A 25620-nucleotide genomic window follows, 5' to 3' on the forward strand; every position below is an offset into this window, starting at 1 on the left:
GAATTCACGGCACAACGAGACGCGGCGCGCGCCGAAGCGGCGCCGCCTCAGCGCTGACCGTATGTCAGAGCAAGGGGTCGATAATGGCCGACATTTCCTCAATCGACATCGCCCCCTTGTAGGTCTTACCGTTGATGAAGAAGGTCGGTGTCGAGTCGACCTTGAATTCATTAGCGCCGCGCTTCTGGACCGATCTCACATCGTCCAGAAGTTTCTGGTCCGTCAAGCAGGCCTCGAAGGACTCCTGTGTAAAACCGGCGAGCTTCGAGATTTGCAGCAGCGCATCCTTGGTGTTCTGGACGCCGACCCAGTTCGCCTGCTGCCTGAACAGGACATCCACCATCGGGAAATAGTTATCCTTGGCGCAGCGCGCCAGCATGAAACCGGCTTCGGCGCTCGGATCGAACGGGAATTCGCGCAGGATGTAGCGCGCCTTGCCGGTGTCGATGTACTTGGTCTTCAGTTCCGGAAAGGTGGTCTCGGCGAAATGCGCGCAGTGCGGGCAGGTCATCGAGGCGTATTCGACGATGGTGACCTTGGCGTCGTCCTTGCCAAGCTGCTTGTCGGGCAGCGCACCCGGCTTCATCAGTTCCGCCATGTCCACGGTGCCCTGGGCCTCCGGCGCGGTAGCGGCGGCCGGCGTCGCAGGCTTGGCGGGAGCGGCCGGGGCCGCTGGCTTCACATCCGCGGCCTTGGCCTCCTCGCTGGAGTCGCTGCAGGCGGCGAGCAGGGCAACCGCCGGAATGGCCGCCAGCGAAGACAGAACGTTTCTGCGAGACAGACTTTGGCCAAACGGGGGACGGTTCATACGAATCACCTGACAGGGGTTGGATTTTGCAATGCAAAGATACGAAAAGGCGAGAGTTGGCGCGAATTAAGGCATCTCCGTCCCCAATCCAATCTCCAAACCTGACAAGGGCGATCACGAAAGCGAGATATTGACAACAAATCCATGACTTTCTTCAAGAGGCTTATGACTTCCTCTCCCCGATAATGGTTGCGCCAAGTTTTTCCAGCGATGCGCGCAGTCCGTCATTGTCGACAAGGCCGACAGTCCCCGACAGTTTCGTCTTCTCGGCTGCCGTCAGCGGCCTGAGGGCCGGTCTGCGCCTTGCCTTGTCGGCTGTCACCGGCTTCTGCAGGATTCTGATGCGGCTGATGGCGGTGAAACCGAGGAAGGCGTTGACCCGGTTGATGATCTCGCTGGTCTCGTGCTGCAGATGAAGTGCCGCCATGCCTTCGCAGGCGATGACCAGTACCGCCGGCTCGAACGGATCGTCCTCGTGCATGCGGCGCGGCCACTGGATTTTTTCAGGGCGCGAGTGGCTGGCCAGACGTGGGCCGGCGATCTCTTCCCATGACTGGACGAGGCCGATCGAAATGCCGGCCCGCTTGCGCAGCACCGGATCGAGGATCTTGGTCGCGAGATCGCTGACCGGGACGGGATTGCCGTAGGGCGTTCTCCCTGCCATGTACGTTCTCCAGCCACGACGTTCATCAGTATCGGCCAAGGCCAATTCCCGATCAATGGCACCAGCAGACCAGACCCGCAAGACCGCCTCCCGAGATAGCAGCAACGATGCATCCGGAGAAGCTGCATCTGGAGTTCGTGACGATATCGCATCCCGCTTGCTCGGCTGGTACGATGTGCACCACCGCGAACTGCCGTGGCGGATAACGCCACGCGAGCATGCGCGGGGCGTAAGGCCTGATCCCTACCGCATCTGGCTGTCCGAAGTCATGCTGCAGCAGACCACGGTCGAAGCGGTGAAGGCCTATTTCCGGGTTTTCGTCGAGAAATGGCCTGATGTCGAGACGCTGGCCGCGGCACCGGCCGAGGACGTGATGAAAGCCTGGGCCGGGCTCGGCTACTACTCCCGCGCCCGCAATCTCAAGGCCTGCGCCGATCTGGTGGCCCTGCGCGGCGGCCGGTTTCCCGACACCGAGGCGGGATTGAGAGAACTGCCCGGCATCGGCGCCTATACGTCGGCGGCCATCATGGCGATCGCCTTCGACCGCCCCGCCGCCGTCGTCGACGGCAATGTCGAACGCGTCATCTCCCGGCTGTTTTCGATCACGACGCCGCTGAGCGAGGCCAAGCCTGAGATCCGCGCCCATGTCCAACGCATGATGCCAGGGACAAGGCCGGGCGACTTCGCCCAGGCGATGATGGATGTCGGCGCCACCATCTGCACGCCGCGCCGGCCGCGCTGCATGCTGTGCCCGCTGCGCGAAGACTGCAGCGCCGTCGTTTCAGGCGATCCCGAGCACTTCCCGGTGCGTCTGCCCAAGGCCGACAAGCCTTTGCGGCGCGGCGCCGCCTTCGTCGCCGTGCGGGGCGACGGCGCCATCATGCTGCGCAAACGGGCGGAGAAGGGCTTGCTTGGCGGAATGACCGAGGTGCCGACGACAGGCTGGACCGCGCGGATCGATGGAGGGACCACGGAAGCGGCCGCACCTTTCCCTGCCGACTGGCGGCGTGCCGGCCAGATTGCGCATGTCTTCACCCATTTCGCTCTCGAACTCGAAGTCTTTCACGCCCACATCAAAGGTGATGCGCCGGAAGGGCATTTCTGGTCGCTCGCCCACGAGATTTCCGGCGAGGCGTTGCCGACTGTCATGAAAAAGGCAATCGAGGCTGCGATACCCGGCGCTACGAAAAAGCCGTCGCCACACAGTGCAAAGAGGCCCCATGACTGAAATACGCCACATCGTTTTCGACATCGGCAGAGTGCTGATCCACTACGATCCCAACATTCCGTTCAGCCGCCTCATTCCGGATGCCGAGGAGAGAAAGTGGTTTTTCGACAATGTCTGCACGCATGACTGGAACATCGAGCAGGATCGCGGCCGGACCTGGGAAGAGGCCGAGGCGCTGCTGATAGCGGACCATCCCGATCAAGCGGAAAACATCCGCGGTTTCCGCCGCCACTGGCACGAAATGGTGCCGCATGCCTACGAAGACAGCGTCGCCATCATGGTCGGCCTGATCGAGAGCGGCCACGACGTCACCATGCTGACCAACTTCGCCAGCGACACGCTGGCCGAGGCGCGCGAGCGCTTCGATTTTCTCGAACGGCCGCGTGGCGTCACCATCTCGGGCGAGATCGGCATGATCAAGCCGGATCGCGGCATTTACGATCATCACGTCGCTGCTTTCGGCCTCGAGCCAGCCGCGACGCTGTTCATCGACGACAGCCAGAAGAATGTCGACGGCGCCAAGGCGGCCGGCTGGCAATCGGTGCTGTTCACCGATGCGAAGACGCTTCGAGCAGACCTTCAACGCCTTGGAATCAAGGCGTGATTTGAACCGCTTCCAGCGATCCGTTGCGTTGCTACTTTCGCAGCAATTGGCAGGAGATCAGGCCCCTGCCCGCTCCATGCCAAGCCGTGCGATGCGGCGAAGCTCGTCGATCGGGGTCAGGCCGCCGCTGCGCTCATAGTGCCAGAAGGTCCAGCCGTTGCAGGCATCCAGCCCCTGCACTTCGGCGCCGATCTTGTGGATCGAGCCGGCGCTGTCGCCGATCGCCACCGTGCCATCGGCGCGCACCTTGGCCGCCCAGCGCTTCTTGGCGTCGTAGAGCGTCGCGCCCGGCATCATCAGCCCGGTGTCGATGAGGCTGACGAAGGCGACGCGCGGCTCGGCGCGCTTGCCGGTAAGCACGGTGAGATCCGCGCCATCCAGCGGCCGCACCGCGTCGATGCGCTCGTTGGCGGCGTCGATATAGGCCTGTTCGCGCTCGATGCCGACGAAATGGCGGCCGAGGCGTTTTGCGACCGCGCCAGTGGTGCCGGAACCGAAGAAGGGATCGAGCACGATGTCGCCCGGTTTGGTCGACGCCATCATGATGCGGGCAAGCAGCGCTTCCGGCTTCTGCGTCGGATGCAGCTTGTCGCCATTGTCGTTCTTCAGCCGCTCGCCCCCGGTGCAGATCGGAAACAGCCAGTCGGAGCGCATCTGGATGTCGTCGTTGGACGCCTTCATCGCTTCGTAGTTGAAGGTGTAGCCCTTGCCCTTCTGGTCGCGCGAGGCCCAGATCATCGTCTCATGCGCGTTCTGGAAGCGGCGGCCGCGGAAATTCGGCATCGGGTTGGTTTTGCGCCAGACCACGTCGTTGAGGATCCAGAAGCCAAGATCCTGCATCTTGGCGCCGACCCGGAAGATGTTGTGATAGGAGCCGATGACCCAGATGGTGCCGTTGGGCTTCAGCACCCGTCGCGCCGCCAGGAGCCAGGCACGGGTGAAAGCGTCATAGGCCTCGAAGCTTTCGAACTGGTCCCAGTCGTCATCGACCGCGTCGACCTTCGACTGATCAGGGCGGTGCAGATCGCCGTCGAGCTGCAGATTGTATGGTGGATCGGCGAAGATGACGTCGATCGACTTTTCGGGCAGCCGGTCGAGCGCGGCGACGCAGTCGCCCTTGAGGATCGTGTCCAGCCATTCGGATTGCAGGGGAGCGTGGGATAGCTCGTCGAGAAGACGCACGGCAGACATTCTGACACCCAGGGCACGCGTTACTGTTTTACTCTCTGTTATGGTTACCGATCAGCGTAAATATTCGGTGAAGACTGCCGAGTTTGCGAAGGTGGCCCTGTTGGTGTATGCCGCGCCGCCTCACCTGCCGAGGCCCTTCATACTCCCATTGTCCGGATCACCATGCCCCAGCCAGACCTTGTCATCTTCGATTGCGACGGCGTGCTCGTCGATTCCGAAATCATTGCCGCCCGCGTCGAGGCGGAGCTGCTGACCTTAGCCGGGTACGAAATCTCTGCGGAAGAACTCGCCGAGACCTACGCTGGCCTGACGTTCAAGGACATCATGATACGGGTCGAGGAGAAGTCCAGCATCCCGTTCCAGGTATCGTTGATCGACCGCGCCGAAGAACTGGTCGACCGCAAATTGCGCAGCGACGTACGTGCCATCGATGGCGCGCGCGAGGCAGTCGCCGCAGTCACCGCGCCGCACTGCGTCTGCTCGAATTCGCGCTCCGAGCGCATCGAATTTATGCTGGAGAAGGTTCACCTGATGCCCTTCTTCAAGGACCGCATTTTTTCCGCGATGGAAACACCGACCGGAAAAACCAAGCCTGCTCCAGACGTGTTCCTGTTTGCGGCGGAGAAACTCAACGCAAACCCGGCGAACACGTTCGTCATCGAGGATTCCGTGCACGGCGTCCATGGCGCCAGGACGGCCGGCATGCGGGTGATCGGCTTCACCGGCGCCGCCCACAGCTATCCCGGCCATGCCGACGCGCTGACCGAGGCCGGAGCCGAGACGGTGATACGCCGCTGGGCAGAGCTGAAAAGCGTGATCGCCGCGCTGTCGGAGTGGTCGGCGGATGCCTGAAAAGCGTGCGCCGCGACGCACGCTTCATCCAAATGCCGAGACTTAGTTCGTCGCGACAGCTTTCTTCCTGCGGGTCTTCTTCAGCTTGTCCGTCGTCGCCTTCGGCGCGTTTTCATCATAGCCGGCAAAGACCTGATAGTCCTGCGCCGTCGGCTCCGGTACGACAACATTGGAATCGGTGAAGACGAACTGGGTTGCGACCGAGGGATCGGTGACCTGGACCTGATATTGGTGGATCTGCGAATAGAGGACCTCGGCACCGTGCATCACGGCGATGCGGATTGGCATGGTGATGTTGCCGGGCGAGAACTTCGGCCCCGGCACAATTTTGCCGGCGACCGCGATCTTCATCGTCAGCTGGCCGTTGGCACGGCTGCAGTCGCGCGTCACGTCGCTGACCGATGCCTGGTAGACGATGTTCGCAGACTCGTCGGGCGGAGCAGCAGCGGCGTCGGCCTCTGCCTGGGCGGCGGCATCCTGCGCGGCGTCGCCCGTCTTCTTGAGCTTGGGCCTGGGCTTCTGGACGTCCTTGGAATAGGTGTTGAAGAAGGCCGTGCCGTCACGCACCGTCACTCTGGGACAATAGGCTTGCAACTGGCTGGCCAGTATTTTGGGATCCTGCGGCGGCGGTGGCGCCGTCGGGTCCTTCTTGCCAAAGCCGAGGTTCAGAATGCCATTGTCGCCCGATTGGCAACCGGCGGCGGCGAGCATAAAGCCGGTGAGCGCAAGACCCGCCAAAAAGCGACCTCTAAATGTACGAAACGCCATGAAACTGCACTTCCCTCTCGCAAAGCTGGTGACGTATATCAACCGCGCGGCAAAAATGCGACTGAGCCAGCGCAGAAATTAACCACCTTGCAGTGGACGAAAAAGCCAAGCAGTAACGGATTTGTGACATGCAATATGTGAGTACCCGAGGCGAAGCCCCCGTTCTTGGATTTTCCGACGCCGTGCTGGCTGGCCTGGCGCGCGACGGCGGGCTCTATGTGCCGCGCGAGTGGCCGCGGTTTTCCGCGTCCGAGATCCGCGCCATGCGCGGCCTTGCCTATCCCGATCTTGCCATCCGCGTGCTGTCGCCGTTTCTCGGCGACGAAATCCCGGCATCCGTCTTCGAACGGCTGGTGCGCGAAGCCTACGCCAGCTTCCGCCACGAGGCCGTCTGCCCGCTGGTGCAAACCGGCCCCAACACCTTCATCCTGGAACTCTTCCACGGGCCGACGCTCGCCTTCAAGGACGTGGCGATGCAGCTTCTGGCCCGGCTGATGGACCACGTGCTTACCGAACGCGATCAGCACGCCACCATCGTCGGCGCCACCTCGGGCGATACCGGTGGGGCGGCAATCGATGCCTTTGCCGGGCGCAACCGCACCGACATCTTCATCCTTTTCCCGCACGGCCGCGTCTCGCCGGTCCAGCAACGGCAGATGACCACATCGACGGCTGAAAACGTCCACGCGCTGGCTATAGAAGGCAATTTCGACGATTGCCAAGGCCTGCTCAAGGACATGTTCAACGATCACGGCTTTCGCGACCGGGTTGCGCTTTCCGGCGTCAATTCGATCAACTGGGCCCGTATCATGGCCCAGATCGTCTATTATTTCTCCTCGGCGCTGTCGCTCGGCGCGCCGGACAGGCCGGTCTCCTTCACGGTGCCGACCGGCAATTTCGGCGATATCTTCGCCGGCTACGCAGCCAAGAAGATGGGCTTGCCGATCGAACGGCTGGTCATCGCCACCAACGACAACGACATCCTGGCGCGGACCTTCGCGACCGGCGAATACCGCACCAAAGGCGTCTTTGCGACCACGTCGCCGTCGATGGACATCCAGGTGTCGTCCAATTTCGAACGCTTGCTGTTCGAGGCCTCAGGCCGTAACGCCGCGACGGTGCGGCGCTACATGGACAGTCTGAAGCAGTCCGGCGCTTTCACCATCGAGCCCCAGCAAATCGTCGGGATGCGCTCCGAATTCGATGCAGACCGGGCCGATATGGATGAGGTCGCCGCCACCATCCGCTCGACGCTCGCGGCCAGCAACTACCTGCTCGATCCGCACACCGCGGCAGCCGTGCATGTCGCGGCGGGCAAGGCGTCAGGCGCCGTGCCGATGGTGGTACTGGGCACCGCCCACCCGGCAAAGTTTCCGGCCGCCGTCGAAGCCGCCAGCGGCGTGTCGCCCGCACTGCCCGCATGGCTAGGGGGGTTGATGACATCCGAGGAAAAATACACGGTACTTCCATCTGACCTGAAAATGGTGGAAGATTACGTCGGCCGCCGCGCGCGGGCGGCGCGTTAGGGAGTAGTAGCCATATGGGTGTTGAGGTAAGCCGTCTGTCGAACGGCCTGACAGTCGCCACCGAAACCCTTCAAAGTATCGAATCGGTTGCCCTTGGAGCCTGGGTCAAGTCGGGTGCTCGCAATGAACGTGACAACGAGCATGGCATGGCCCATCTGCTCGAGCACATGGCGTTCAAGGGTACCAATAGGCGAAGCGCCTTCGAAATAGCCTCGGAGATCGAGGACGTCGGCGGTGAGATCAACGCCGCCACCAGCGTCGAAACCACCTCCTACTATGCCAGGGTGCTCTCCGACGATGTGCCGCTGGCCGTCGACATTCTTGCCGACATCCTGCAGGAGTCCGAGTTCGACCCACAGGAACTCGAACGCGAGCAGCATGTGATCCTGCAGGAGATCGGGGCCGCGCACGACACGCCCGACGACATCGTCTTCGACCGTTTCACGGAGACGGCGTTTCGCCACCAGACGATCGGACGCTCGATCCTGGGCACGCCGGAAACCGTCAAATCCTTCACCTCAAGGCAGTTGCACGATTTCATCGAAAGGCAATATGGCGCCGAGCGCATGGTGATTGTCGCTGCCGGCGACATCAAGCACGACAATTTCGTGCGCGAGGTCGAAAAGCAGCTCGGCGGCTTCCGCAGCAAGGCCGACAGCACCATCCCGCAATATGCGCAATATATCGGCGGCGATTTCCGCGAGGACCGCGACCTGATGGACGCGCAGATCGTGCTTGGGTTCGAAGGCCGCGCCTATCATGTGCGCGACTTCTATGCCTCGCAGGTGCTGTCGATGATCCTCGGCGGCGGCATGTCGTCGCGCCTGTTCCAGGAGGTCCGCGAAAAACGCGGCCTGTGCTATTCGGTCTATGCCTTCCATTGGGGCTTTTCCGACACAGGCGTCTTCGGCGTCCATGCCGCCACCGGCCAGAGCGATATCGCCGAACTGGTCCCTGTCATCATCGACGAACTGCAGAAGGCCGGCGAGAACATCCTGCAGGAAGAACTCGACCGTGCGCGTGCGCAATATCGCGCCGGGCTGATCATGTCCGCCGAAAGCCCGGCCAGCCGGGCTTCGCAGATCGCACGGCAACTGCTTCTGTTTGGCCGGCCGATCGCCAAGGAGGAATTGATGGAACGGCTGGCGGCGCTGACGATCGAGCGGCTGACCGATCTGTCGTCGCGATTGTTCTCGACCAAGCCGACGCTTACCGCTGTCGGGCCCGTGGGCACACTGGCGCCATACGAGGCGATCCTCGAATCGCTCGCAGGCACGCAGACCACGGCCCGCAAGCTCGCCGTCTAAGCCCCTCAAAGCGCCATGTTCGCGCTCCCTTTCTTCCGCCGTGACCTACCGGCGCTGAAAGGCGACCGCGTCACACTGCGCGTGCCATTCACCAATGATTACCGCGAGTGGGCGGCGGTGCGCGGTGAAAGCCGCGCCTTCCTGGAACCTTGGGAGCCGCGCTGGACTCCCGACGAACTCGACCGCAATGCGTGGCGGCTTCGCATCAGCCGGTACCGCGAAGACTATGCGCAGGGGACGGCCATCGCCTTCTTCATCTTCGAAGGCAGCAGCGGCAAACTGGCAGGCGGCATCACGCTCGGCAACATACGCCATGGCGTCTCGCAAAGCGGCCATGTCGGCTACTGGATCGGCGAACGCTTTGGCGGCCGCGGTCTGATGACCGACGCGGTCAAGGTGGTGACCCGCTTCGCCTTCGATACGCTGAGGTTGCACCGGATCGAAGCGGCCTGTATTCCCGACAATATCAGGTCGATCCGCGTGCTTGAAAAAGCCGGATTCCGGCGCGAAGGACTTCTGCGATCCTATCTCAGGATCAACGGCATCTGGCAGGACCACTACCTCTATGCCCGGATCGCAGACGATCCGCCGTGCGTTGGAACGAAGGACTGATTTTTTTGACGAATTTCCTGCGAAACGGGCTGCTGTTCGCCTTTGTCCTCGCGACAATGCTGACGCTGTGCGCGGCGAACTCTGCCTTCGCAGTCGAGCCGATCAAGATTGCCCGCGACGACGTCGCGCTCGACCTTTCCGGTGCCGTCGAGATCTACCGGAACCAGGGCGAGAATTTCCAGGTGTCGACCGCTCCGGGTCCGGACGGCATCGTGCGGCGCATCGAGGTCGAGGCCAATGACGCGCGTTCGACCGGCGACTGGGCGGTGTTCGCGCTGGCCAACACCACCGACCAGCAGCTCGACAGGCTGATCGTCGCACCGCATTTCCGCCTGGTGAATTCCGGCATCTTCTGGCCGGATCTCGGCTCGACCCGCATCGCCGCCATCACGCCCAGCGAAGGCTTCGCGCTCGACCGCCAGACCAGCCCCGACGCCGACGTGTTCCGGGTGACGCTGAACCCCGGCACGGTCATTACCTTCATCGCCGAACTGGCCTCGCCGAAGCTGCCGCAGGTCTATCTCTGGGATCCGGAATCCTACAAGGACTCGGTCAATTCCTACACGCTGTTTCGTGGCATCGTCATCGGCATTGCAGGCCTGCTGGCGCTGTTCCTGACCATCCTGTTCGTGGTCAAGGGAACCTCGATGTTCCCAGCGACCGCGGCACTTGCCTGGGCAGTGCTGGCCTATATCTGCGTCGATTTCGGCTTCCTCAACAAGATCATCGAGATATCGCCCGGCAACGAGCAGATGTGGCGCGCCGGAACGGAAGTGGCGCTGGCGGGAACTTTCGTGGTGTTCCTGTTCGCCTACCTCAACCTCAACCGATGGCACGGCCATTTCAGCTACGGTGCATTGGTCTGGATCCTCGGACTGGTGCTGATCGCCGGCGTCGCCATCGTCGACCCGGCGGTCGCCGCCGGCATCGCCAGGCTGTCCTTCGCCGCCACCGCGCTGACCGGGCTCGGCCTGATCATCTTCCTCGGCATACGCGGCTACGACCGCGCCATCATGCTGGTGCCCAGTTGGGTCATGGTGCTGTTGTGGCTGTGCGGATCGTGGATGGCGATCACCGGCATGCTCGACAACGATATCGCCCAGCCGGCCTTGGGCGGCGGGCTGATCCTGATCATCCTGTTGATCGGCTTCACCGTCATGCAGCATGCCTTTGCCGGCGGCGCGCTGCATCAGGGCCTGTTCTCCGATCTCGAACGGCAGGCGCTGGCGGTGGCCGGATCGGGCGACACGGTTTGGGATTGGGACGTGCTGCGCGACCGCGTCGTCACCAAGCCCGATGTCAGCATCCAGCTCGGCCTGGCGCCCAACAGCCTCGGTGGTGCCGCACGCAACTGGCTGCCGGTGCTGCATGCCGACGACCGCGACACGTTCCGCACGACGCTCGACGTGGTGCTCGAACACCGGCGCGGCCGGGTGTCACAGAACTTCCGGCTGCGCGGCGCCGACGGCCATTATCACTGGTTTTCGCTGCGCGCGCGTCCGGTGATCGGGTCGGACGGCGAAGTCATCCGCTGCGTCGGCACCATGGTCGACGTCACCGAGCAGAAGAAATCCGAGGAAAGGCTGCTGCACGATGCCGTGCACGACAATCTGACCGGCCTGCCGAACCGCGAATTGCTGATGAACCGGCTGGAAGCCATCATCTCGATCGCCCGCACCGAAGAGAAGGTGCGCCCGACCGTGTTCGTCATCGACATCGACCGTTTCAAGCAGGTCAATGACGGGCTCGGCATTTCTGCCGGCGACACCATCCTTTTGACCATCGCGCGCCGCCTCCACCGGCTCTTGAAGCCGAAGGATTCGCTGTCGCGCTTTGCCGGCGACCAGTTCGCGCTGATGCTGCTTTCCGAACAGGATCCCGCCCGCATCGCCGCCGTCGCGGACGCCATCAAGCATGCCATCAACAATCCGATCACCTTCGCCAAGCGCGAGATCGTGCTGACGGCCTCGATCGGACTGATCACCTGGAACTCGCCGCAAATGTCGGCCGAGGACATGGTCAAGGATGCCGAGTTGGCCATGCATCAGGCCAAGCGCTTCGGCGGCGACAGGATCGAGCCGTTCCGGCCAGCCTTCCGCACCGTCGGCACCGATCGGCTGCAGTTCGAATCCGACCTGCGCCGCGCCATCGAGCGGCGCGAGTTCACGCTCGCCTACCAGCCGATCGTGCGGCTGGAGGATGGCAGCGTCGCCGGCTTCGAAGCCCTGCTGCGCTGGGACCATCCGCGCCGCGGCATGATCCCACCGGCGGATTTCATCCCGGTCGCCGAGAGCTGCGGGTTGATCGTGCAGCTCGGCCTGTTCGCCATGCAGCAGGCGGCGGAAGACCTCGCCAGCTGGCAAAAGCAGATCGGCGACGCGCCGCTGTCGGTCTCGGTCAACCTGTCCAGCCGCCAGTTGATCCGCCGCGACCTGGTCAGCGACGTCCGCTCCGTTATCGCACGCGCAAACCTGAAGCCGCGCTGCTTCCGGCTCGAGCTCACCGAATCGCTGGTCATGGACAATCCCGAGCAGACGGCCCATGTTCTGACCAAGCTGAAGCAGCTCGGCATCGGCCTGTCGCTGGACGATTTCGGTACCGGCTATTCCTCATTGGCCTATCTGACGCGTTTCCCTTTCGACACCATCAAGATCGACAAGAGCTTCGTCGACGACAAGACACCCAAGCGCGCGGTGCTGCTCAAATCGATGGTCAACATGGCGCATGAACTCGGCCTGTCTGTCGTCGCCGAGGGCATTTCGGACGACAGCGATGCGCTGGAATTGCGCCAGATGGGCTGCGAATACGTGCAGAGCTTCATGTTCGGCGCGCCAATGCCAGGCGACCAGGTGCTGAAGACGCTGAAGGAGCAGTATCCGCTAACGCAAGCGTGAGAAGCTTAGGCGTGTCCGGCGGCGAGGCTGAGATGGGCGAGATCGATGCCGATAGCAGCGAGAATCCGGTCGTATTTGCGCTCGATGTCGGTGTCGAACAGAAGCTCGGCATTGGCCGGGCAAGTCAGCCAGCCATTCTCGGCGATCTCGGTCTCCAGCTGGCCGGCGCCCCAGCCGGAATAGCCGAGCGCCATCAGCGCGTGACGAGGACCGCGCCCGGACGATATGGCGCGCAATATATCGACGGTCGCGGTCAGGCAGATGTCGTCCGAAACGGTCAGCGAGGATTCCACCCGGTAGTCGCCCGAATGCAGGACAAAGCCGCGACTGCGATCCACGGGCCCGCCATTGCGCACGACGAAGTCACGGGCTTGCGCCGGCAGGCGGATCGCCTCGTGTTCGTTCATGATGCCCAGTTGCACGAGCAGATCCGGAAACAACATCTGCTGCGTCTGGTTGATGATCAGCCCCATGGCGCCTTCATCTGAGTGCGCGCAGATATAGACGACCGAGCGCGTGAAACGGTCGTCCTTCATGCCGGGCATGGCAATCAGGAACTGATCGTCGAGAAAGCCGCGGCTCGCGACCGTCTTCTTGTGGCGCAACAAGTCCATGAACGGCAGCGTAACGCGTTTCCAAAGCGCCGAAAAGATGCACTGTGCGGGATTCGACCAAAGCCCATGCGGCGGGGCCGAGCATTCTCCCCTCGAGGTCACGCAAATATGATACTGGCAACACTATGAAATCATTGCGCGGCCACGAACGGACGATCAAATCACCGCCATGCGAAGCTTGAAAATCCTGCTGCTCGGCGCCGCCATCGGATTGGCAACCGCACTTCCCGCCGTCGCCTCTTCATCGGCCTGGTACAACAGCGAAGGCGGCAAGGTCAGGCTGGTGACATCAGGCCAACCCGACGACGCCGGCCGCATCCAGGGCGTTCTCGACATAGCGCTCAAGCCCGGCTGGAAAACCTACTGGCGCGATCCGGGAGACGCGGGCGTGCCGCCGCAGCTCGACATCTCAGCCAGCACCAACATCACCGACGCCGCTCTGTCGTTTCCTGCTCCCCAACGCCACGACGACGGCTATGGCAAATGGGCAGGCTACAACCGTCCGGTTTCCCTGCCAGTGACATTCACACTGGCCACGCCGAACCAGCCGGCGGTGATCGATGCCGACATCTTTCTCGGTATTTGCGAAACGATCTGCATACCGGTGCAGACGCGGCTGATCGTTGATCCTGCCTCCGACCCGGACAATGCCGAGGACGCGGCGCTGGTGAAGGCAAGTTTTTCGGGATTGCCGGCGCCCGCAAGGTCCGATTTCGGCATCAAGGTCCTGCCGGGCGACCACGAAACGCTGATTGTCGAGGCGAGTCTTCCCGGCGATCCGGATGCGGCGGATTTCTTCGTTGCCGGCGAACGTGATTACATGTTCGGCGCCCCTGCCCGAAGCGAAAAGGACGGCAAGCTGATTTTCACAGTGCCGATCCTCGATCGCCCGTCGGCGACGCCCACGGATGGTGGGCTTCACTACACGCTGACGAGTTCGGTGGGTGCGGTCGAAGGGCTTCTGCCTTTCCCTTGATCCAGCGTCTCCAAACGGTTGCGGGACGCCGTTGAGTTCGCTACGCAAAGACCCGTCCTTCCCGATTTTCCCAAGCGAGGAATTCATGACCATTTCCGTTGGCGACAAGCTGCCCGACGTGACCTTCAAGACGATGACCGCCGATGGCGCGAAGTCGATCACCGGGGCCGAGATCTTCTCCGGCAAGAAGGTCGTGCTGTTTGGGGTTCCCGGCGCCTTCACGCCGACCTGCAGCAACAACCATTTGCCCGGCTATCTCGAGAACCATGACGCCATCCTGGTGCGCGGCGTCGACACAATCGCCGTCGTTTCGGTCAACGACGTCCACGTCATGGGTGCCTGGGCGCACTTCACTGGCGGTGAGGGCAAAATCCTGTTCCTCGCCGACGGCAGTGGCGATTTTGCCAAGGCGACCGGCCTCGACTACATCAGCAACGACATGGGGCTGCGCTCAAGGCGCTTCTCAATGATCGTCGACGACGGCAAGGTTACCGCTCTTAATGTCGAGACCAAGCCCGGTGTCGACGAGTCCGGCGCGGCTCATATTCTGGGGCAGCTCTGAACTTCAGGGCGGCGATCGCGCTTGTATTCCAGGGACTGCCACTGGGGGACCCTAGCGATGTTTGACATCTTCTGGCGTGCCATCGCGATCGGCATCGGCGCCACCGTGCTGATGGATCTCTGGGCCGTCTTCCTGCACAAGGCGTTCGGCCAGCCACGGCCGAACTGGGGGCCGGCCGGGCGATGGGTCTGGCACCTCCGTGACAAGGTCTTCCACGACGATATCGGCAATGCAGCGCCCTACGCGCATGAACAGACGCTGGGCTGGGCCTTTCATTATCTTGTCGGCATCGTCTACGGCGTCATCCTGGTGATGGTGGCCGGAGCGGGCTGGCTTGCAACGCCGACATTCCTGCCGGCCTTCATCCTCGGCATCGTCACCGTCGGTGCCGGCTGGTTCCTGCTGGCGCCCGGCATGGGCGCTGGCTGGGCCGCATCGAAGCCAATCCGATGCGAATCCGTGCCCTCAATTTGGTATCGCACACGGTGTTCGCGCTCGGGCTTTGGGGCACAGCACTGCTGATACGATAGAGCAGTTCACCGTTTCACGGAAACGGTGAACTGCCGCCCCGCTCCCTGAATTCAATAGCTCTGGGTTGAGCGCCGCACCTTTGCGACAGCCGGCTGTTTTGCCTGCGCAGCCGGGTCTGGCGCCGCTACAGGCTTGAACGGACTTTTCTTGAATGGCGCCATGCCTTCGCGCGCGAGTTCGTCGGCACGCTCGTTTTCGATATGGCCGGCATGGCCCCTGACCCAGTTCCAGGTGACCTTGTGGCGCCGGTTGGCTTCATCGAGCGCGTGCCAGAGCTCACCGTTCTTCACAGGCTTCTTGTCGGCGGTCTTCCAGCCGTTCTTTTTCCAGCCGTGGATCCACTTGGAGATGCCATCCATGACATATTTGCTGTCGGTGTGAAGCTCGACCGCGCAAGGTTCCTTCAGCGCGTTCAGCGCCGAGATGGCAGCGAGAAGTTCCATGCGGTTGTTGGTCGTCTCGGCCTCGCCGCCGGAAAGCTCCTTGGTGGTGCCGTTGAAGCGAAGGATCGCGCCCCAGCCGCCGGGGCCGGGGTTGCCCGAACAGGCGCCGTCGGTGAAAATTTCAACCTGTTTGCTCATGATACCCCATATTCGGCCAATCCATATTCCGAAGGAGATCTGATCGCCCGATGAAACCGCATCCTGCGGATATACTCGGTCGGATCGCGCTTCATCACCAGCCCGCCATCGGGCACGGTTAGCCAGTCGTACAGCCGGGTCAGCATGAAGCGCAGCGCCGAACCGCGCGCCAGCAACGGCAGAGCCAGCTTTTCCTGGTCGCTCAAGGGACGCACGCTCTGATAGCCCGCAAGCAACGCCCTGCCCTTGGTGAGGTTGAAGGAAAAATCCTTCTCGAAGCACCAGGCATTGAGGCAGGTGGCGACGTCATAGGCATAGAGGTCGTTGCAGGCGAAATAGAAATCGATCAGGCCGGAGAGCTTTTCGCCGAGGAAGAAAACGTTGTCCGGGAAAAGATCGGCATGGATGATGCCTTGCGGCAGATCTTTCGGCCAATTTCGCTCGAAATCGGCGAAGTCGGCATCGACCTCGGCCGCAAGGCCTGGCTCGACTTCATCGGCGCGGTCACGGGATGCGTTCCAGAGCTTGCGCCAGCCGTCGATGGCCAGTGCATTCGGACGGGTCATCGTAAAATCGGCACCAGCCAGATGCAACTGCGCCAACGCCTTGCCGACCTCGGCGCAATGCGCCGATGTCGGCCGCCGCAGCGAAAGCCCTTCGAGGAAGGTGATGATAACCGCCGGCCGGCCTGCGAGCGTGCCGATGACGCTGCCGTCATCCGCAGTCACCGGCAGCGGGCAGGAAACGCCTTTTTTTGCGAGATGGCCCATCAGGCCGAGGAAAAACGGCAGGTCCGCCTTCTCGACCCGCTTTTCGTAAAGCGTCAGGATGTAGGAGCCGCTGGAGGTGTGCAGGAGGAAGTTGGAGTTTTCGGTACCTTCGGCGATACCTTTGTAGGACAGGAGATCGCCGACCGGATAGTGCTTCAGGAACGCGCCGAGTTCGCCTTCCGCAACGTCGGTGTAGACCGCCATCTGCCTTACGCGGCTCCATTGACGAAGGCCATGTCGGCCCGCGTCAGTTCGACATCGCGCAGCACCCGCATGACCGGAAAATCCTCTGTCTCCGTGGCCGTGATGGCCAGGTCGATCGTGACATCGAAGCGTTGCCGGAACGCGTCGATGATCTCGTCGACGATGATTTCGGGCGCCGACGCGCCAGCCGACAGGCCGAGCGTCGAAATGTTGGCGATGTCATTCCACGGAATCTCGGCGGCGCGCTGCACGAGAAGCGACATCGAGGCGCCGGCACGTTCCGCCACTTCGACAAGGCGCCGCGAATTGGAGGAATTGGGCGCGCCGACGATCAAATAGAGATCGGCGCCGGCAGCGGTCTCCTTGACCGCTTCCTGGCGGTTGGTGGTGGCATAGCAGATCGATTCCGCCGCCGGAGCCTGCAGGGCCGGAAAGCGATCCTGCAAGGCCCGGATGATGCCGGCGGTGTCCTCGACCGACAGCGTGGTCTGGGTGACGAAACCGAGCGCCTGCGGGTCGGCAGGCGCGAGCTTTGCGGCGTCGGCTTCGGTCTCGATCAGCGTCACCGCCCCGTCGGGCAACTGGCCCATGGTGCCGATCACCTCGGGATGTCCGGCATGGCCGATCAGGAGCACATGGCGGCCGAGCCGCTGATGGCGCATCGCCTGCTTGTGAACCTTCGACACCAGCGGACAGGTGGCATCCAGATAGAACAGATTGCGCGCCTGGGCATCGGCCGGCACCGACTTCGGCACGCCATGCGCCGAGAACACGACCGGCGATTGCCGGTGTTCGGCCGGGATTTCGGAGAGTTCCTCGATGAAGACCGCGCCAAGGCTTTGCAGACCCTCGACGACGTAACGGTTGTGCACGATCTCATGGCGGACATAGACCGGCGCGCCATACTTCTTCAGCGCCAGTACGACGATCTGGATGGCACGGTCGACGCCGGCGCAAAAGCCGCGCGGCTGGCAGAGCCGGATCGTCAGGGGTGGTTTGGTCGTTGTCTGAAGCATGAATCCGGGCCGGTTGATCAGAGCCGAAATGAGGTGCCTACCCCTGCCCTGTCAAGGGCATCGGTAGAGAGGCGGGCGTCGGTGGCGTTCATTCCTCTTTCGCGGGACGGCGAAGCCGCAGGATGAGCACGGCAGCGAGCGCCGCGGCAAGGCCATACCAGGTCATCGCATATTGCAGATGGCTGTTCGGCAGGTCGATGATGGTGACGCCGCCCACCGGCAAGCCGCCTGGATTAGGCGTCTTGTCGGCGTCGATGAAGATCGGCACCAGCGCGGCGCCCGCCGGCAGCCCGGCGCTCGCCGCCATCGCGTCACGATCCTTCCAGTAGAAGATGTTCTTCGCCGCATCATTGTCGGGAAGCATCATCGACGGCTTTGCCGGCAGCGGGTTGCGGGCAAGTCCCGTGATCGTCACCCTGCCCGTCACCTGTCCCTTGGCGCGCTTGGCGGCATCCTTGAGATCGTAGGGCACGAAACCGCGATTGATCAGGACAAAGCGGCCATCGTCCAGGGCAAGCGGCGTATAGACGTTGAAGCCGGCTTCGCCGTCCCAGGTTGCGTAGAAATGCCGTTCGCCTTGATGCAGGAACGTGCCGGTGACGGTGATCGGCGTGTAGTCGACGTCGCCGGTGGCGGCGAATTCTTTCTCGATTTCGGCCAGCGGCCGCGGTTCTGAATGGGTGCGTTGGTCGATGGTCTGGAGAAGATCTTCCTTCCAGTGCAGGCGCTGGACCTGCCAGGTGCCGAGCGCCAGCAAGATCAGCAACAGCACCAGGCCAAGGCCAAGCAGCAATGCCGATCCCGGCCGCGAGCGGCCGCTGGCTTTGACGAACGCCTCGCTCATTCGCCGCGATCCAGCCGGCCCTCGGCCGCCTTGTTGCGGTATTGCAGCGTGAGCAGCACGCCTTTGATCAGCCGCAGCGCCGTCAGGCACAGCACGACCGCCAGCGGAATCCAGACCAGCAGATGCAGCCAGAGCGGCGGGCTCAGCGTGACTTCAACCCAGAGCGCCAGCCCGACAATGATGAAACCGATGATCAGGATGACGAAGACCGCCGGCCCATCGCCGGCATCGGCGTAGGAATAGTCGAGGCCGCAATTGACGCAGCGCTTGCCGACGGTGAGGAAACCGGAGAAGAGCCGCCCTTCGCCGCAGCGTGGACAGCGGCCATGCAGGCCGGCCGAAATCGGGTCGATCGGGGGCCAGATCGCCCTATCTTCGCCCATGGAAGCGTCGTCGCTCATTGCTTACCGCTCGATCTCGATCGGTGTCCTATCGGCCACCATTGCCCAGATTTCATTCATGTCGGAATCCGTAACCGCAATGCAGCCGTCGGTCCAGTCGACCAATTGAAGCAGCTCGGCAACATCATGATCACGAATGCGCAAATGGCACAGGGAATTGTCGGCCGCATGGTCCATCGATCGGCGATCATTGCGCCGAAAAGAAGAAGGCGGCCACGTCGCCGCGGCCGCCTTCTTGAAATCGAACCCTCAATCGGGAATCAGTGGGCTTCGACCACCGCGCCGACCGATCCCCAGACGTAGATCGATGCGAACAGGAACAGCCAGACCACGTCGACGAAATGCCAATACCAGGCTGCGGCCTCGAAGCCGAAATGCTGCTTGGGCGTGAAATCACCCTTTATCGCCCGGATCAGGCAGACCGCCAAGAAGATGGTGCCGATGATGACATGGAAGCCGTGGAAGCCGGTCGCCATGAAGAAGGTGGCGCCGTAGATGGAATCCTTGAAGGCGAATGGAGCGTGCATGTACTCATACGCCTGCACCATGGTGAACAGCATGCCGAGCCCGACAGTCAGCACCAGACCGTTGATCAGTCCCTTGCGATCGCCGTGAATGAGCGAGTGGTGCGCCCAGGTAACCGTAGTGCCTGACAGGAGCAGGATGACGGTGTTGTAGAGCGGCAAATGGAAGGGATCGAGAACCTCCATTCCCTTCGGCGGCCAGACGCCACCGGTGAAAGTATGGCGCGCGTAATTCTGCACCTCGCCGGCGAAAAGGCTGGCGTCGAAATAGGCCCAGAACCAGGCAACGAAGAACATCACCTCCGAGGCGATGAACATGATCATGCCGTAGCGCAGATGGAGCGACACGACACGCGTGTGATGGCCCTCGTGCGCTTCCTTGATCGTGTCCGACCACCAGGCGAACATGGTGTAGAGGACGATCACGATGCCGATGAAGAACAGCCACGGATTGGCGATGTTGAGGCCGAAAATCGGGAAGCTGCCGCCCTTCAGATATTGCATCAGGCAGACGCCGCCAAAGGCGGTGACGAGCGCTCCTACCGATCCCAGGAAGGGCCACGGGCTCGGGTCGACGAGATGATAGTCATGCTGTGGTTTTGCGTGCGCGTCTGCCATATCAACCCCCGAGATTTGCTTCGGTATTCGAAATTGTTTTGCTCTTGCCTTGAACCGGCTCCGACGACGCAACCGGCTTGTTCTTCTCGACCGGAAACATCGTATAGGACAGAGTGATCGTCTTTACGTCCTTCAGTTCCGGCACGTTGACGATGTCAGGATCCACGTAGAACAGGACCGGCATGTCCAGGGTCTCGCCGGGCTTCAACGTCGTGTCGGTGAAGCAGAAGCACTCGACCTTGTTGAAGTAGGGGCCTGCCAGTTCCGGCTGCACATTGAAGGTGGCGCGGCCAGTCACGGAGCGATCGAACTTGTTGGTTGCCTTGTAGTGCGCCTGCACCGTCTCGCCGATCTTCATCGTCATCGCGCGCTGGACCGGCTGGAAGTCCCACGGCACGCCGGCGATGTTGGCATCGAAACGGACGGTGATCTCCCGGTCGAGCACGCGGCCGGCATACTGCTTTTCGGCGCGCTGCGTCGTGCCGCCATAGCCCGTCGCCTGGCAGAACATCTTATAGAGCGGCACCGCGGCATAGGCCATGCCGATCATGCCGGTGAAGAAGGCAAGGCAGACGGCCGCGACAACGAGGTTGCCGTTCTTCCCGGCCGGTCTTTTGGGCGTCTCGACGCTCATCACATCGTGCCTGATAGATTGTGGCCGAACTTCACGATCGTCGCGATGTAGAAAATGACGACCAGTACAGCCAGCGCTACACCGATGGCGACCGAACGGTTGCGTCTGGCTTTCCTCTGCCGCTCGGTCAGCGTGACCAGTTCGAGCTTTTCTTCGATCATGGTCATGCTCCGCCCATGGCAAGCGCGCGTTCGACAACGCTGTCGGCCAGATAGGCAGCGAAGATGGCGAAGAGATAAAGCAGCGAATAGGCGAACAAGGCCTTGGCCGGTTTCATGATGCGGTCGTCGTCGGCCATGGCAAGCACTTTCCATGCGTACCAGACAAACCCCAGCCCAAGCAGCGCGGCGGCGACGCCGTAGACCGGCGTGGTATAGCCAAGCAGCCAGGGCAGCACACCGACGGGGGCCAGAACCAGCGCGTAAGCGAAGATCTGGCGACGGGTCGAAGCGTGTCCGGCGACGTTGGGCATCATCGGGATACCGGCCTTGGCGTAGTCCTCGGACTTGAACAGCGCCAGCGCCCAGAAATGCGGCGGCGTCCACAGGAAGATGATCAGAAACAGGATCAGGCTTTCCAGGCTGACCGTCCCGGTCACCGCGGCCCAGCCGATCACCGGCGGAATGGCGCCGGCAGCCCCGCCAATGACGATGTTCTGCGGCGTCCAGCGCTTCAGCCACATCGTGTAGACGACGGCATAGAAGAAAATGGTGAAGGCCAGCAGCGACGCTGCAAGCCAGTTAACCAGCACGCCGAGTGTCATCACCGACAGCACCGAAAGCACCAGACCGAAGCTCAGCGCTTCATGCGCCTGGATGCGACCGGACGGAACCGGACGGCTGGCGGTCCTGGTCATCACCGCATCGATGTCGGCGTCATACCACATATTCAGCGCCCCGGAGGCGCCAGCACCAATGGCAATCGACAGGATGGCGATCACAGCCAGCAGCGGATTGACGGTCACGGGCGCCGCGACCATGCCGACAAAGGCGGTGAACACCACCAGCGACATGACGCGCGGCTTCAGCAGGGCGAAGAAATCGCCCGCTGTTGCTTCCGACATGCGAAAGCCCGCTTCGTCAATCAATGGGTCGTCGACAAGGGCCATGCGTACTTTAAGTCCATTATTCCGTTGGCCAAAACCGCCGGCGGACCGGCGGTTTTGTATTCGAGCGGGGCAGCCGCCTTACTTGATCTTCGGCAGCTGTTCCCACTGGTGAAAAGGCGGCGGCGAAGGCAGCTGCCATTCGAGAGTCGTTGCACCCTCGCCCCACGGATTGGCGCCGGCGATCCGCTTCTTCTGGAAAGCTTCGAACACGCAATAGAGGAAGATCAGGACGCCGACGGCCGATATATAGGAGCCGATGGACGATACGTAGTTCCAGCCGGCAAACGCGTCCGGATAGTCGATGGTGCGGCGCGGCATGCCGGCGAGGCCGAGGAAATGCTGCGGGAAGAAGATCAGGTTGACGCCGACGAAGGTGACCCAGAAGTGGGTGTTGGCGATCACCGGCGAGTACATGTAGCCGGTCATCTTCGGGAACCAGTAGTACCAACCGGCGAAGATGGCGAACACCGCGCCGAGCGACAGCACATAGTGGAAGTGGGCAATGACGAAATAGGTGTCATGCAGCGAGCGGTCGAGGCCGGCATTGGCCAGTTGGACGCCGGTAACGCCACCGATGGTGAACAGGAAGATGAAGCCCAGCGCCCACAGCATCGGCGTCTTGAACGAGATCGACCCACCCCACATCGTCGCGATCCAGGAGAAGATCTTCACGCCCGTCGGCACCGCGATGACCATGGTGGCGAAGACGAAATAACGCTGCGTGTCGAGCGACAGGCCGGTCGTGTACATGTGGTGCGCCCAGACGATGAAGCCGACGGCGCCGATCGCCACCATGGCGTAGGCCATGCCGAGATAACCGAACACCGGCTTCTTCGAAAAGGTCGAGATGACGTGGCTGATGATGCCGAAGCCCGGCAGGATCAGGATGTAGACTTCCGGGTGACCGAAGAACCAGAAAAGGTGCTGGAACAGAATTGGGTCGCCGCCGCCATCGGGAGCAAAGAAGGTCGTGCCGAAATTGCGGTCGGTGAGCAGCATGGTGATGCCGCCGGCCAGAACCGGCAACGAGAGCAGCAGCAGGAAGGCGGTGATCAGCACCGACCAGGCAAACAGCGGCATCTTGTGCAGCGTCATGCCGGGCGCGCGCATGTTGAAGATGGTGGTGATGAAGTTGATGGCGCCAAGGATCGACGACGCACCGGCGATGTGGATCGACAGAATCGCCAGATCCATGGCGGGTCCGGGCTGACCCGAGGTCGACAGCGGCGGATAGAGCGTCCAGCCGCCACCGACGCCGAAGGCACCCGGCGCACTCGGCACGAACATCGAGGTGAGCAGCAGGATGAAAGCAGGCGGCAGCAGCCAGAAGGAGATGTTGTTCATGCGCGGGAACGCCATGTCTGGCGCGCCGATCATGATCGGCACCATCCAGTTGGCAAAACCGCCGATCAGTGCCGGCATGACCATGAAGAAGATCATGATCAGCGCGTGCGCGGTGGCGAAGGCATTGTACATGCTCTTGCCGCCGTCGATCGCGGCGTCACCGTTCATGCCGTAGACCATCTGCGCCAGGCCGCTGAATATCTGGATGCCCGGCTCCTGCAACTCCATGCGGATGGCGACAGACAAGGCACCGCCGATGATGCCGGCCATGATCGCGAAGATCAGGTAGAGCGTACCGATGTCCTTGTGGTTGGTCGAATAAACCCAGCGCACCCAGCCGTGATAAGGCTTGTGATCGTGCCCGTCGTGAGCTGCAGCGTCTGCCATGTTCCGCTCCGTTCCCTGATCTTTTCTGGCCGCGGCATCAGTTGCCGGCGGCTGCTACCTTGTTTCGGCCGTCGACCTGCGCCATCAGCGTCTTGTTGGCGCCGGGCAGATCGGTCTTGGCTGCCGCCAGCCAGGTCTTGAACTGCGCATCCGAGACGACGCGGATTGCGATCGGCATGAAGGCATGGTCCTTGCCGCAGAGCTGCGAGCATTGGCCGTAATAGAGGCCTTCCTTCTCCGCCTTGAACCAGGTCTCGTTGGTGCGGCCCGGAATGGCGTCGATCTTGATGCCGAACGACGGCATGGCAAAGGAGTGGATGACGTCGGTCGCGGTGACAAGCACGCGGGTCATGGTGTTGACCGGCACCACCAGTTCATTGTCGACGGCCAGCAGGCGCGGATATTCCTTGCGGTCCTCCTTGCCGGCGCCGGCCCGATCACCGTCCTGGAGGATCGCGGAGTTGAAGGAGAGCGTATTCTCGGTCTGGTACTCGTAGTCCCAGTTCCACTGGTTGCCGGTCGCCTTGACGGTCAGCTTTGCTTCTTCCGGCGGCGTATATTGCGCGGTCAGCAGCTGGAACGAGGGAATGGCGAGGCAAAGCAGGATGACGACCGGGCCGACAGTCCAGATCACCTCGATCAGCGTGTTGTGGCTGGTCTTGGATGGGACCGGGTTCGCACTGGCGCGGAATCTCACGATGCAATAGGCGAGGAGAAGCAGCACCAGGATGGTGATCGGGACGATGAACCACATCGTGTAGTTTCCGAACCACTCGATCTGCCGCATCATGTCCGTCGCAGGTGTCTGAAAGGTTGTCTCCCAGTCCTTGGGCTGGTCGGCACGGGCGGATGTGCCGGCGAAAAACGTGATAGCGGCACAAGCACTTAGAAGCTTGGCACCTGCTAGAAACTTGGCGCTTGCCAGGAAATTTCTCATCGCCCTCATCGTCTCCCAGTTTCTCGCGGCGGTATCCACGAGAATAACGAACAATGCCGGGACGGGAATCCCGACAGTCTCAAGCTGGTTCAAACCATACTCTTTTTCCCTCTGCAAGAAAGGAGCGGGCGAAACCGTGCGGCATTTTTGCGCGCGAGACCGGATGCGCCTTTGACGGCGGCGGCGGCGGCGCCGAATCGCCTATGTTGGGCCAACGGTAGCATTCCTGCGGACCGCTCGTGTCGGGCGTCGCAATTCGGGCGAAATTGGCAGGGAAAAGCGCCGCATTGGCCTTTTCGGGGCAGACCGGGTGCGGTCCCGTCCTTTACTTGGCTTTGGCGCGGCTTAAAGTGCCGTGATTCGCAATGGAGCCGTCATGACCCCTAGGCTTTCGAGAAACTCTCGGTTTTCGAGAAACTGGGCGAAGGTCATCTTTCTCGCCGCCCTGTCTGGTATCGGCTTGTCCGGCACGGCCAACGCCGCGCAACCGAGCGGCACGGTGCGCTCGACGCATGGCGCATGGTCGATCATCTGCGACACCCCAGCCGGCGCCACTTCGGAACAATGCGTGATGATGCAGAACGTCGTCGCCGAGGATCGTCCGGAGATGGGGCTGTCGGTCGTCGTGCTACGCACCGCCGACAACAAGGCGGAGATCCTGCGCGTGCTGGCGCCGCTCGGCGTGCTCTTGCCCAACGGGCTCGGCCTCAATGTCGACGGCAAGGATATCGGCCGCGCCTATTTCGTACGCTGCTTCCAGGACGGCTGCTATGCCGAGGTCATTCTCGAAAAGCCGCTGCTCGACACGCTGAAGACCGGCACGTCGGCCACCTTCATCGTTTTCCAGACTCCGGAAGAAGGCATCGGCATCCCGGTCGATCTCAAGGGGTTCGCCGACGGTTTTGCCGCCCTGCCCTGACAGGCTGGTGCTTGCTGGAAACCTTTCTAACTGGAATTCGATGGCCAGCGACCTCAAGGACTTCATCCACCAAAAGTGACGTCGACCGACCTGTCGGCGAGCGCATTTGTCTTCGCAATGCGACGGGACGATTGTCTCGACGCGCCTTCGCGCCTACATCGGGGCAAAGACCCATTCCTCCTGTGAACGGACGCGC

General features: G+C 62.2%; 26 protein-coding genes and 2 pseudogenes. 11 read left to right on the plus strand and 17 right to left on the minus strand.

Annotated elements, in window-relative coordinates:
* Positions 1–64: 64 nt before the first annotated feature.
* A complete protein-coding gene (locus tag NKJ01_RS22700; protein WP_352731131.1) occupies positions 65–808 on the minus strand; it encodes a DsbA family protein in 744 nt (247 codons plus the stop codon).
* A 163-nt stretch (positions 809–971) separates the two neighbouring features.
* Positions 972–1472 (minus strand): DUF721 domain-containing protein, encoded by a 501-nt coding sequence (locus NKJ01_RS22705; RefSeq protein ID WP_352731133.1) that lies wholly within the window; start codon positions 1470–1472, stop codon positions 972–974.
* Between the two features lie 55 nt (positions 1473–1527).
* On the opposite strand from NKJ01_RS22705, the gene mutY reads away from it, so the two are divergent.
* Positions 1528–2700: an A/G-specific adenine glycosylase gene (gene mutY, locus NKJ01_RS22710; RefSeq protein ID WP_352731135.1), complete on the plus strand. Its 1173-nt coding sequence runs from the start codon at positions 1528–1530 to the stop codon at positions 2698–2700.
* Entirely contained in the window at positions 2693–3304 is a 612-nt protein-coding gene (locus tag NKJ01_RS22715) for an HAD family hydrolase (protein WP_352731137.1), read from the plus strand. Before mutY ends, NKJ01_RS22715 begins: the two co-directional genes overlap by 8 nt.
* A gap of 57 nt (positions 3305–3361) precedes the next feature.
* Here NKJ01_RS22715 and NKJ01_RS22720 read toward each other — a convergent pair whose 3' ends face one another.
* A complete protein-coding gene (locus NKJ01_RS22720) occupies positions 3362–4495 on the minus strand; it encodes a site-specific DNA-methyltransferase (RefSeq protein WP_023759150.1) in 1134 nt (377 codons plus the stop codon).
* Positions 4496–4657: 162 nt separating this feature from the next.
* Between NKJ01_RS22720 and NKJ01_RS22725 the strand changes: the two genes are divergently transcribed.
* Positions 4658–5347 (plus strand): HAD family hydrolase, encoded by a 690-nt coding sequence (locus NKJ01_RS22725; RefSeq protein WP_352608446.1) that lies wholly within the window; start codon positions 4658–4660, stop codon positions 5345–5347.
* Between the two features lie 42 nt (positions 5348–5389).
* On the opposite strand, the gene NKJ01_RS22730 is transcribed toward NKJ01_RS22725, so the two are convergent.
* Complete coding sequence (locus NKJ01_RS22730; RefSeq protein ID WP_352731140.1) at positions 5390–6115, minus strand: hypothetical protein; 726 nt, start codon at positions 6113–6115, stop codon at positions 5390–5392.
* A 128-nt stretch (positions 6116–6243) separates the two neighbouring features.
* Here NKJ01_RS22730 and thrC point away from each other — a divergent pair, with 128 nt between their 5' ends.
* Genes thrC through NKJ01_RS22750 form a run of 4 tightly spaced genes read left to right on the plus strand, consistent with a single transcriptional unit; the run spans position 6244 to position 12454 of the window.
* Entirely contained in the window at positions 6244–7641 is a 1398-nt protein-coding gene (gene thrC / locus NKJ01_RS22735) for a threonine synthase (RefSeq protein WP_352731143.1), read from the plus strand.
* Positions 7642–7655: 14 nt separating this feature from the next.
* Positions 7656–8948, plus strand: coding sequence for a M16 family metallopeptidase (locus NKJ01_RS22740; protein ID WP_023759146.1), 1293 nt, complete (start codon positions 7656–7658; stop codon positions 8946–8948).
* A 15-nt stretch (positions 8949–8963) separates the two neighbouring features.
* Complete coding sequence (locus tag NKJ01_RS22745; RefSeq protein ID WP_023759145.1) at positions 8964–9560, plus strand: GNAT family N-acetyltransferase; 597 nt, start codon at positions 8964–8966, stop codon at positions 9558–9560.
* Between the two features lie 5 nt (positions 9561–9565).
* Entirely contained in the window at positions 9566–12454 is a 2889-nt protein-coding gene (locus tag NKJ01_RS22750) for an EAL domain-containing protein (RefSeq protein WP_352731146.1), read from the plus strand.
* A gap of 5 nt (positions 12455–12459) precedes the next feature.
* Here NKJ01_RS22750 and NKJ01_RS22755 read toward each other — a convergent pair whose 3' ends face one another.
* The gene (locus NKJ01_RS22755) at positions 12460–13068 is read right to left on the minus strand and encodes a YqgE/AlgH family protein (protein ID WP_023759143.1); all 609 of its coding nucleotides are present in this window, start codon (positions 13066–13068) and stop codon (positions 12460–12462) included.
* 169 nt (positions 13069–13237) lie between these two features.
* Between NKJ01_RS22755 and NKJ01_RS22760 the strand changes: the two genes are divergently transcribed.
* The 3 genes and pseudogenes from NKJ01_RS22760 to NKJ01_RS22770 all read left to right on the plus strand — a co-directional run bounded on the left by NKJ01_RS22760 (position 13238) and on the right by NKJ01_RS22770 (position 15136).
* Positions 13238–14044: a protein-disulfide reductase DsbD domain-containing protein gene (locus tag NKJ01_RS22760; protein ID WP_352731147.1), complete on the plus strand. Its 807-nt coding sequence runs from the start codon at positions 13238–13240 to the stop codon at positions 14042–14044.
* Positions 14045–14129: 85 nt separating this feature from the next.
* Positions 14130–14606, plus strand: coding sequence for a peroxiredoxin (locus tag NKJ01_RS22765; RefSeq protein WP_352731149.1), 477 nt, complete (start codon positions 14130–14132; stop codon positions 14604–14606).
* A gap of 57 nt (positions 14607–14663) precedes the next feature.
* Positions 14664–15136, plus strand: a pseudogene (locus NKJ01_RS22770) (DUF2938 domain-containing protein).
* Positions 15137–15187: 51 nt separating this feature from the next.
* Here NKJ01_RS22770 and rnhA read toward each other — a convergent pair.
* The 12 genes and pseudogenes from rnhA to coxB all read right to left on the minus strand — a co-directional run bounded on the left by rnhA (position 15188) and on the right by coxB (position 24505).
* A complete protein-coding gene (gene rnhA / locus NKJ01_RS22775) occupies positions 15188–15718 on the minus strand; it encodes a ribonuclease HI (protein WP_352731150.1) in 531 nt (176 codons plus the stop codon).
* Positions 15715–16692, minus strand: a complete 978-nt coding sequence (locus tag NKJ01_RS22780) for a homoserine kinase (RefSeq protein WP_352731152.1) — start codon at positions 16690–16692, stop codon at positions 15715–15717. Before NKJ01_RS22780 ends, rnhA begins: the two co-directional genes overlap by 4 nt.
* A gap of 5 nt (positions 16693–16697) precedes the next feature.
* Entirely contained in the window at positions 16698–17708 is a 1011-nt protein-coding gene (gene ispH, locus NKJ01_RS22785) for a 4-hydroxy-3-methylbut-2-enyl diphosphate reductase (protein ID WP_023759136.1), read from the minus strand.
* Between the two features lie 88 nt (positions 17709–17796).
* Complete coding sequence (locus NKJ01_RS22790) at positions 17797–18552, minus strand: SURF1 family protein (protein WP_023759135.1); 756 nt, start codon at positions 18550–18552, stop codon at positions 17797–17799.
* Entirely contained in the window at positions 18549–18935 is a 387-nt protein-coding gene (locus NKJ01_RS22795) for a DUF983 domain-containing protein (RefSeq protein WP_023759134.1), read from the minus strand. The genes NKJ01_RS22790 and NKJ01_RS22795 overlap by 4 nt, the downstream gene beginning before the upstream one ends.
* A gap of 21 nt (positions 18936–18956) precedes the next feature.
* Positions 18957–19067: pseudogene (locus NKJ01_RS22800) on the minus strand (L,D-transpeptidase family protein); the annotation flags it as partial.
* 146 nt (positions 19068–19213) lie between these two features.
* On the minus strand, positions 19214–20095 hold the full coding sequence (locus NKJ01_RS22805) for a cytochrome c oxidase subunit 3 (protein WP_023759132.1): 882 nt from the start codon (positions 20093–20095) through the stop codon (positions 19214–19216).
* A 1-nt stretch (position 20096) separates the two neighbouring features.
* Entirely contained in the window at positions 20097–20729 is a 633-nt protein-coding gene (locus NKJ01_RS22810; RefSeq protein ID WP_352731155.1) for a cytochrome c oxidase assembly protein, read from the minus strand.
* Positions 20729–20896, minus strand: a complete 168-nt coding sequence (locus NKJ01_RS22815; protein WP_023759130.1) for a cytochrome c oxidase system small membrane protein — start codon at positions 20894–20896, stop codon at positions 20729–20731. The genes NKJ01_RS22810 and NKJ01_RS22815 overlap by 1 nt, the downstream gene beginning before the upstream one ends.
* Positions 20893–21837 (minus strand): heme o synthase, encoded by a 945-nt coding sequence (locus tag NKJ01_RS22820; RefSeq protein WP_352731156.1) that lies wholly within the window; start codon positions 21835–21837, stop codon positions 20893–20895. The genes NKJ01_RS22815 and NKJ01_RS22820 overlap by 4 nt, the downstream gene beginning before the upstream one ends.
* A 78-nt stretch (positions 21838–21915) precedes the next feature.
* A complete protein-coding gene (gene ctaD / locus NKJ01_RS22825; RefSeq protein ID WP_023759128.1) occupies positions 21916–23568 on the minus strand; it encodes a cytochrome c oxidase subunit I in 1653 nt (550 codons plus the stop codon).
* A 37-nt stretch (positions 23569–23605) separates the two neighbouring features.
* Positions 23606–24505, minus strand: coding sequence for a cytochrome c oxidase subunit II (gene coxB, locus NKJ01_RS22830; protein WP_352731157.1), 900 nt, complete (start codon positions 24503–24505; stop codon positions 23606–23608).
* A gap of 376 nt (positions 24506–24881) precedes the next feature.
* Here coxB and NKJ01_RS22835 point away from each other — a divergent pair, with 376 nt between their 5' ends.
* Positions 24882–25424, plus strand: a complete 543-nt coding sequence (locus NKJ01_RS22835; RefSeq protein ID WP_352731159.1) for an invasion associated locus B family protein — start codon at positions 24882–24884, stop codon at positions 25422–25424.
* Positions 25425–25620 lie beyond the last annotated feature (196 nt).

Origin of the sequence: Mesorhizobium sp. M0276 (genome assembly GCF_040321755.1) — a bacterium.
GTDB lineage: Bacteria > Pseudomonadota > Alphaproteobacteria > Rhizobiales > Rhizobiaceae > Mesorhizobium.

What these genes read in the sequence shown, in the direction of transcription:
- NKJ01_RS22700 (WP_352731131.1), bottom strand. Translation starts at nt 808, where the DNA reads ATGAACCGTCCCCCGTTTGGCCAAAGTCTGTCTCGCAGAAACGTTCTG.
- NKJ01_RS22705 (WP_352731133.1), bottom strand. Translation starts at nt 1,472, where the DNA reads ATGGCAGGGAGAACGCCCTACGGCAATCCCGTCCCGGTCAGCGATCTC.
- mutY (WP_352731135.1), top strand. Translation starts at nt 1,528, where the DNA reads ATGGCACCAGCAGACCAGACCCGCAAGACCGCCTCCCGAGATAGCAGC.
- NKJ01_RS22715 (WP_352731137.1), top strand. Translation starts at nt 2,693, where the DNA reads ATGACTGAAATACGCCACATCGTTTTCGACATCGGCAGAGTGCTGATC.
- NKJ01_RS22720 (WP_023759150.1), bottom strand. Translation starts at nt 4,495, where the DNA reads ATGTCTGCCGTGCGTCTTCTCGACGAGCTATCCCACGCTCCCCTGCAA.
- NKJ01_RS22725 (WP_352608446.1), top strand. Translation starts at nt 4,658, where the DNA reads ATGCCCCAGCCAGACCTTGTCATCTTCGATTGCGACGGCGTGCTCGTC.
- NKJ01_RS22730 (WP_352731140.1), bottom strand. Translation starts at nt 6,115, where the DNA reads ATGGCGTTTCGTACATTTAGAGGTCGCTTTTTGGCGGGTCTTGCGCTC.
- thrC (WP_352731143.1), top strand. Translation starts at nt 6,244, where the DNA reads ATGCAATATGTGAGTACCCGAGGCGAAGCCCCCGTTCTTGGATTTTCC.
- NKJ01_RS22740 (WP_023759146.1), top strand. Translation starts at nt 7,656, where the DNA reads ATGGGTGTTGAGGTAAGCCGTCTGTCGAACGGCCTGACAGTCGCCACC.
- NKJ01_RS22745 (WP_023759145.1), top strand. Translation starts at nt 8,964, where the DNA reads ATGTTCGCGCTCCCTTTCTTCCGCCGTGACCTACCGGCGCTGAAAGGC.
- NKJ01_RS22755 (WP_023759143.1), bottom strand. Translation starts at nt 13,068, where the DNA reads ATGGACTTGTTGCGCCACAAGAAGACGGTCGCGAGCCGCGGCTTTCTC.
- NKJ01_RS22760 (WP_352731147.1), top strand. Translation starts at nt 13,238, where the DNA reads ATGCGAAGCTTGAAAATCCTGCTGCTCGGCGCCGCCATCGGATTGGCA.
- NKJ01_RS22765 (WP_352731149.1), top strand. Translation starts at nt 14,130, where the DNA reads ATGACCATTTCCGTTGGCGACAAGCTGCCCGACGTGACCTTCAAGACG.
- rnhA (WP_352731150.1), bottom strand. Translation starts at nt 15,718, where the DNA reads ATGAGCAAACAGGTTGAAATTTTCACCGACGGCGCCTGTTCGGGCAAC.
- NKJ01_RS22780 (WP_352731152.1), bottom strand. Translation starts at nt 16,692, where the DNA reads ATGGCGGTCTACACCGACGTTGCGGAAGGCGAACTCGGCGCGTTCCTG.
- ispH (WP_023759136.1), bottom strand. Translation starts at nt 17,708, where the DNA reads ATGCTTCAGACAACGACCAAACCACCCCTGACGATCCGGCTCTGCCAG.
- NKJ01_RS22790 (WP_023759135.1), bottom strand. Translation starts at nt 18,552, where the DNA reads ATGAGCGAGGCGTTCGTCAAAGCCAGCGGCCGCTCGCGGCCGGGATCG.
- NKJ01_RS22795 (WP_023759134.1), bottom strand. Translation starts at nt 18,935, where the DNA reads ATGGGCGAAGATAGGGCGATCTGGCCCCCGATCGACCCGATTTCGGCC.
- NKJ01_RS22805 (WP_023759132.1), bottom strand. Translation starts at nt 20,095, where the DNA reads ATGGCAGACGCGCACGCAAAACCACAGCATGACTATCATCTCGTCGAC.
- NKJ01_RS22810 (WP_352731155.1), bottom strand. Translation starts at nt 20,729, where the DNA reads ATGAGCGTCGAGACGCCCAAAAGACCGGCCGGGAAGAACGGCAACCTC.
- NKJ01_RS22815 (WP_023759130.1), bottom strand. Translation starts at nt 20,896, where the DNA reads ATGACCATGATCGAAGAAAAGCTCGAACTGGTCACGCTGACCGAGCGG.
- NKJ01_RS22820 (WP_352731156.1), bottom strand. Translation starts at nt 21,837, where the DNA reads ATGGCCCTTGTCGACGACCCATTGATTGACGAAGCGGGCTTTCGCATG.
- ctaD (WP_023759128.1), bottom strand. Translation starts at nt 23,568, where the DNA reads ATGGCAGACGCTGCAGCTCACGACGGGCACGATCACAAGCCTTATCAC.
- coxB (WP_352731157.1), bottom strand. Translation starts at nt 24,505, where the DNA reads ATGAGAAATTTCCTGGCAAGCGCCAAGTTTCTAGCAGGTGCCAAGCTT.
- NKJ01_RS22835 (WP_352731159.1), top strand. Translation starts at nt 24,882, where the DNA reads ATGACCCCTAGGCTTTCGAGAAACTCTCGGTTTTCGAGAAACTGGGCG.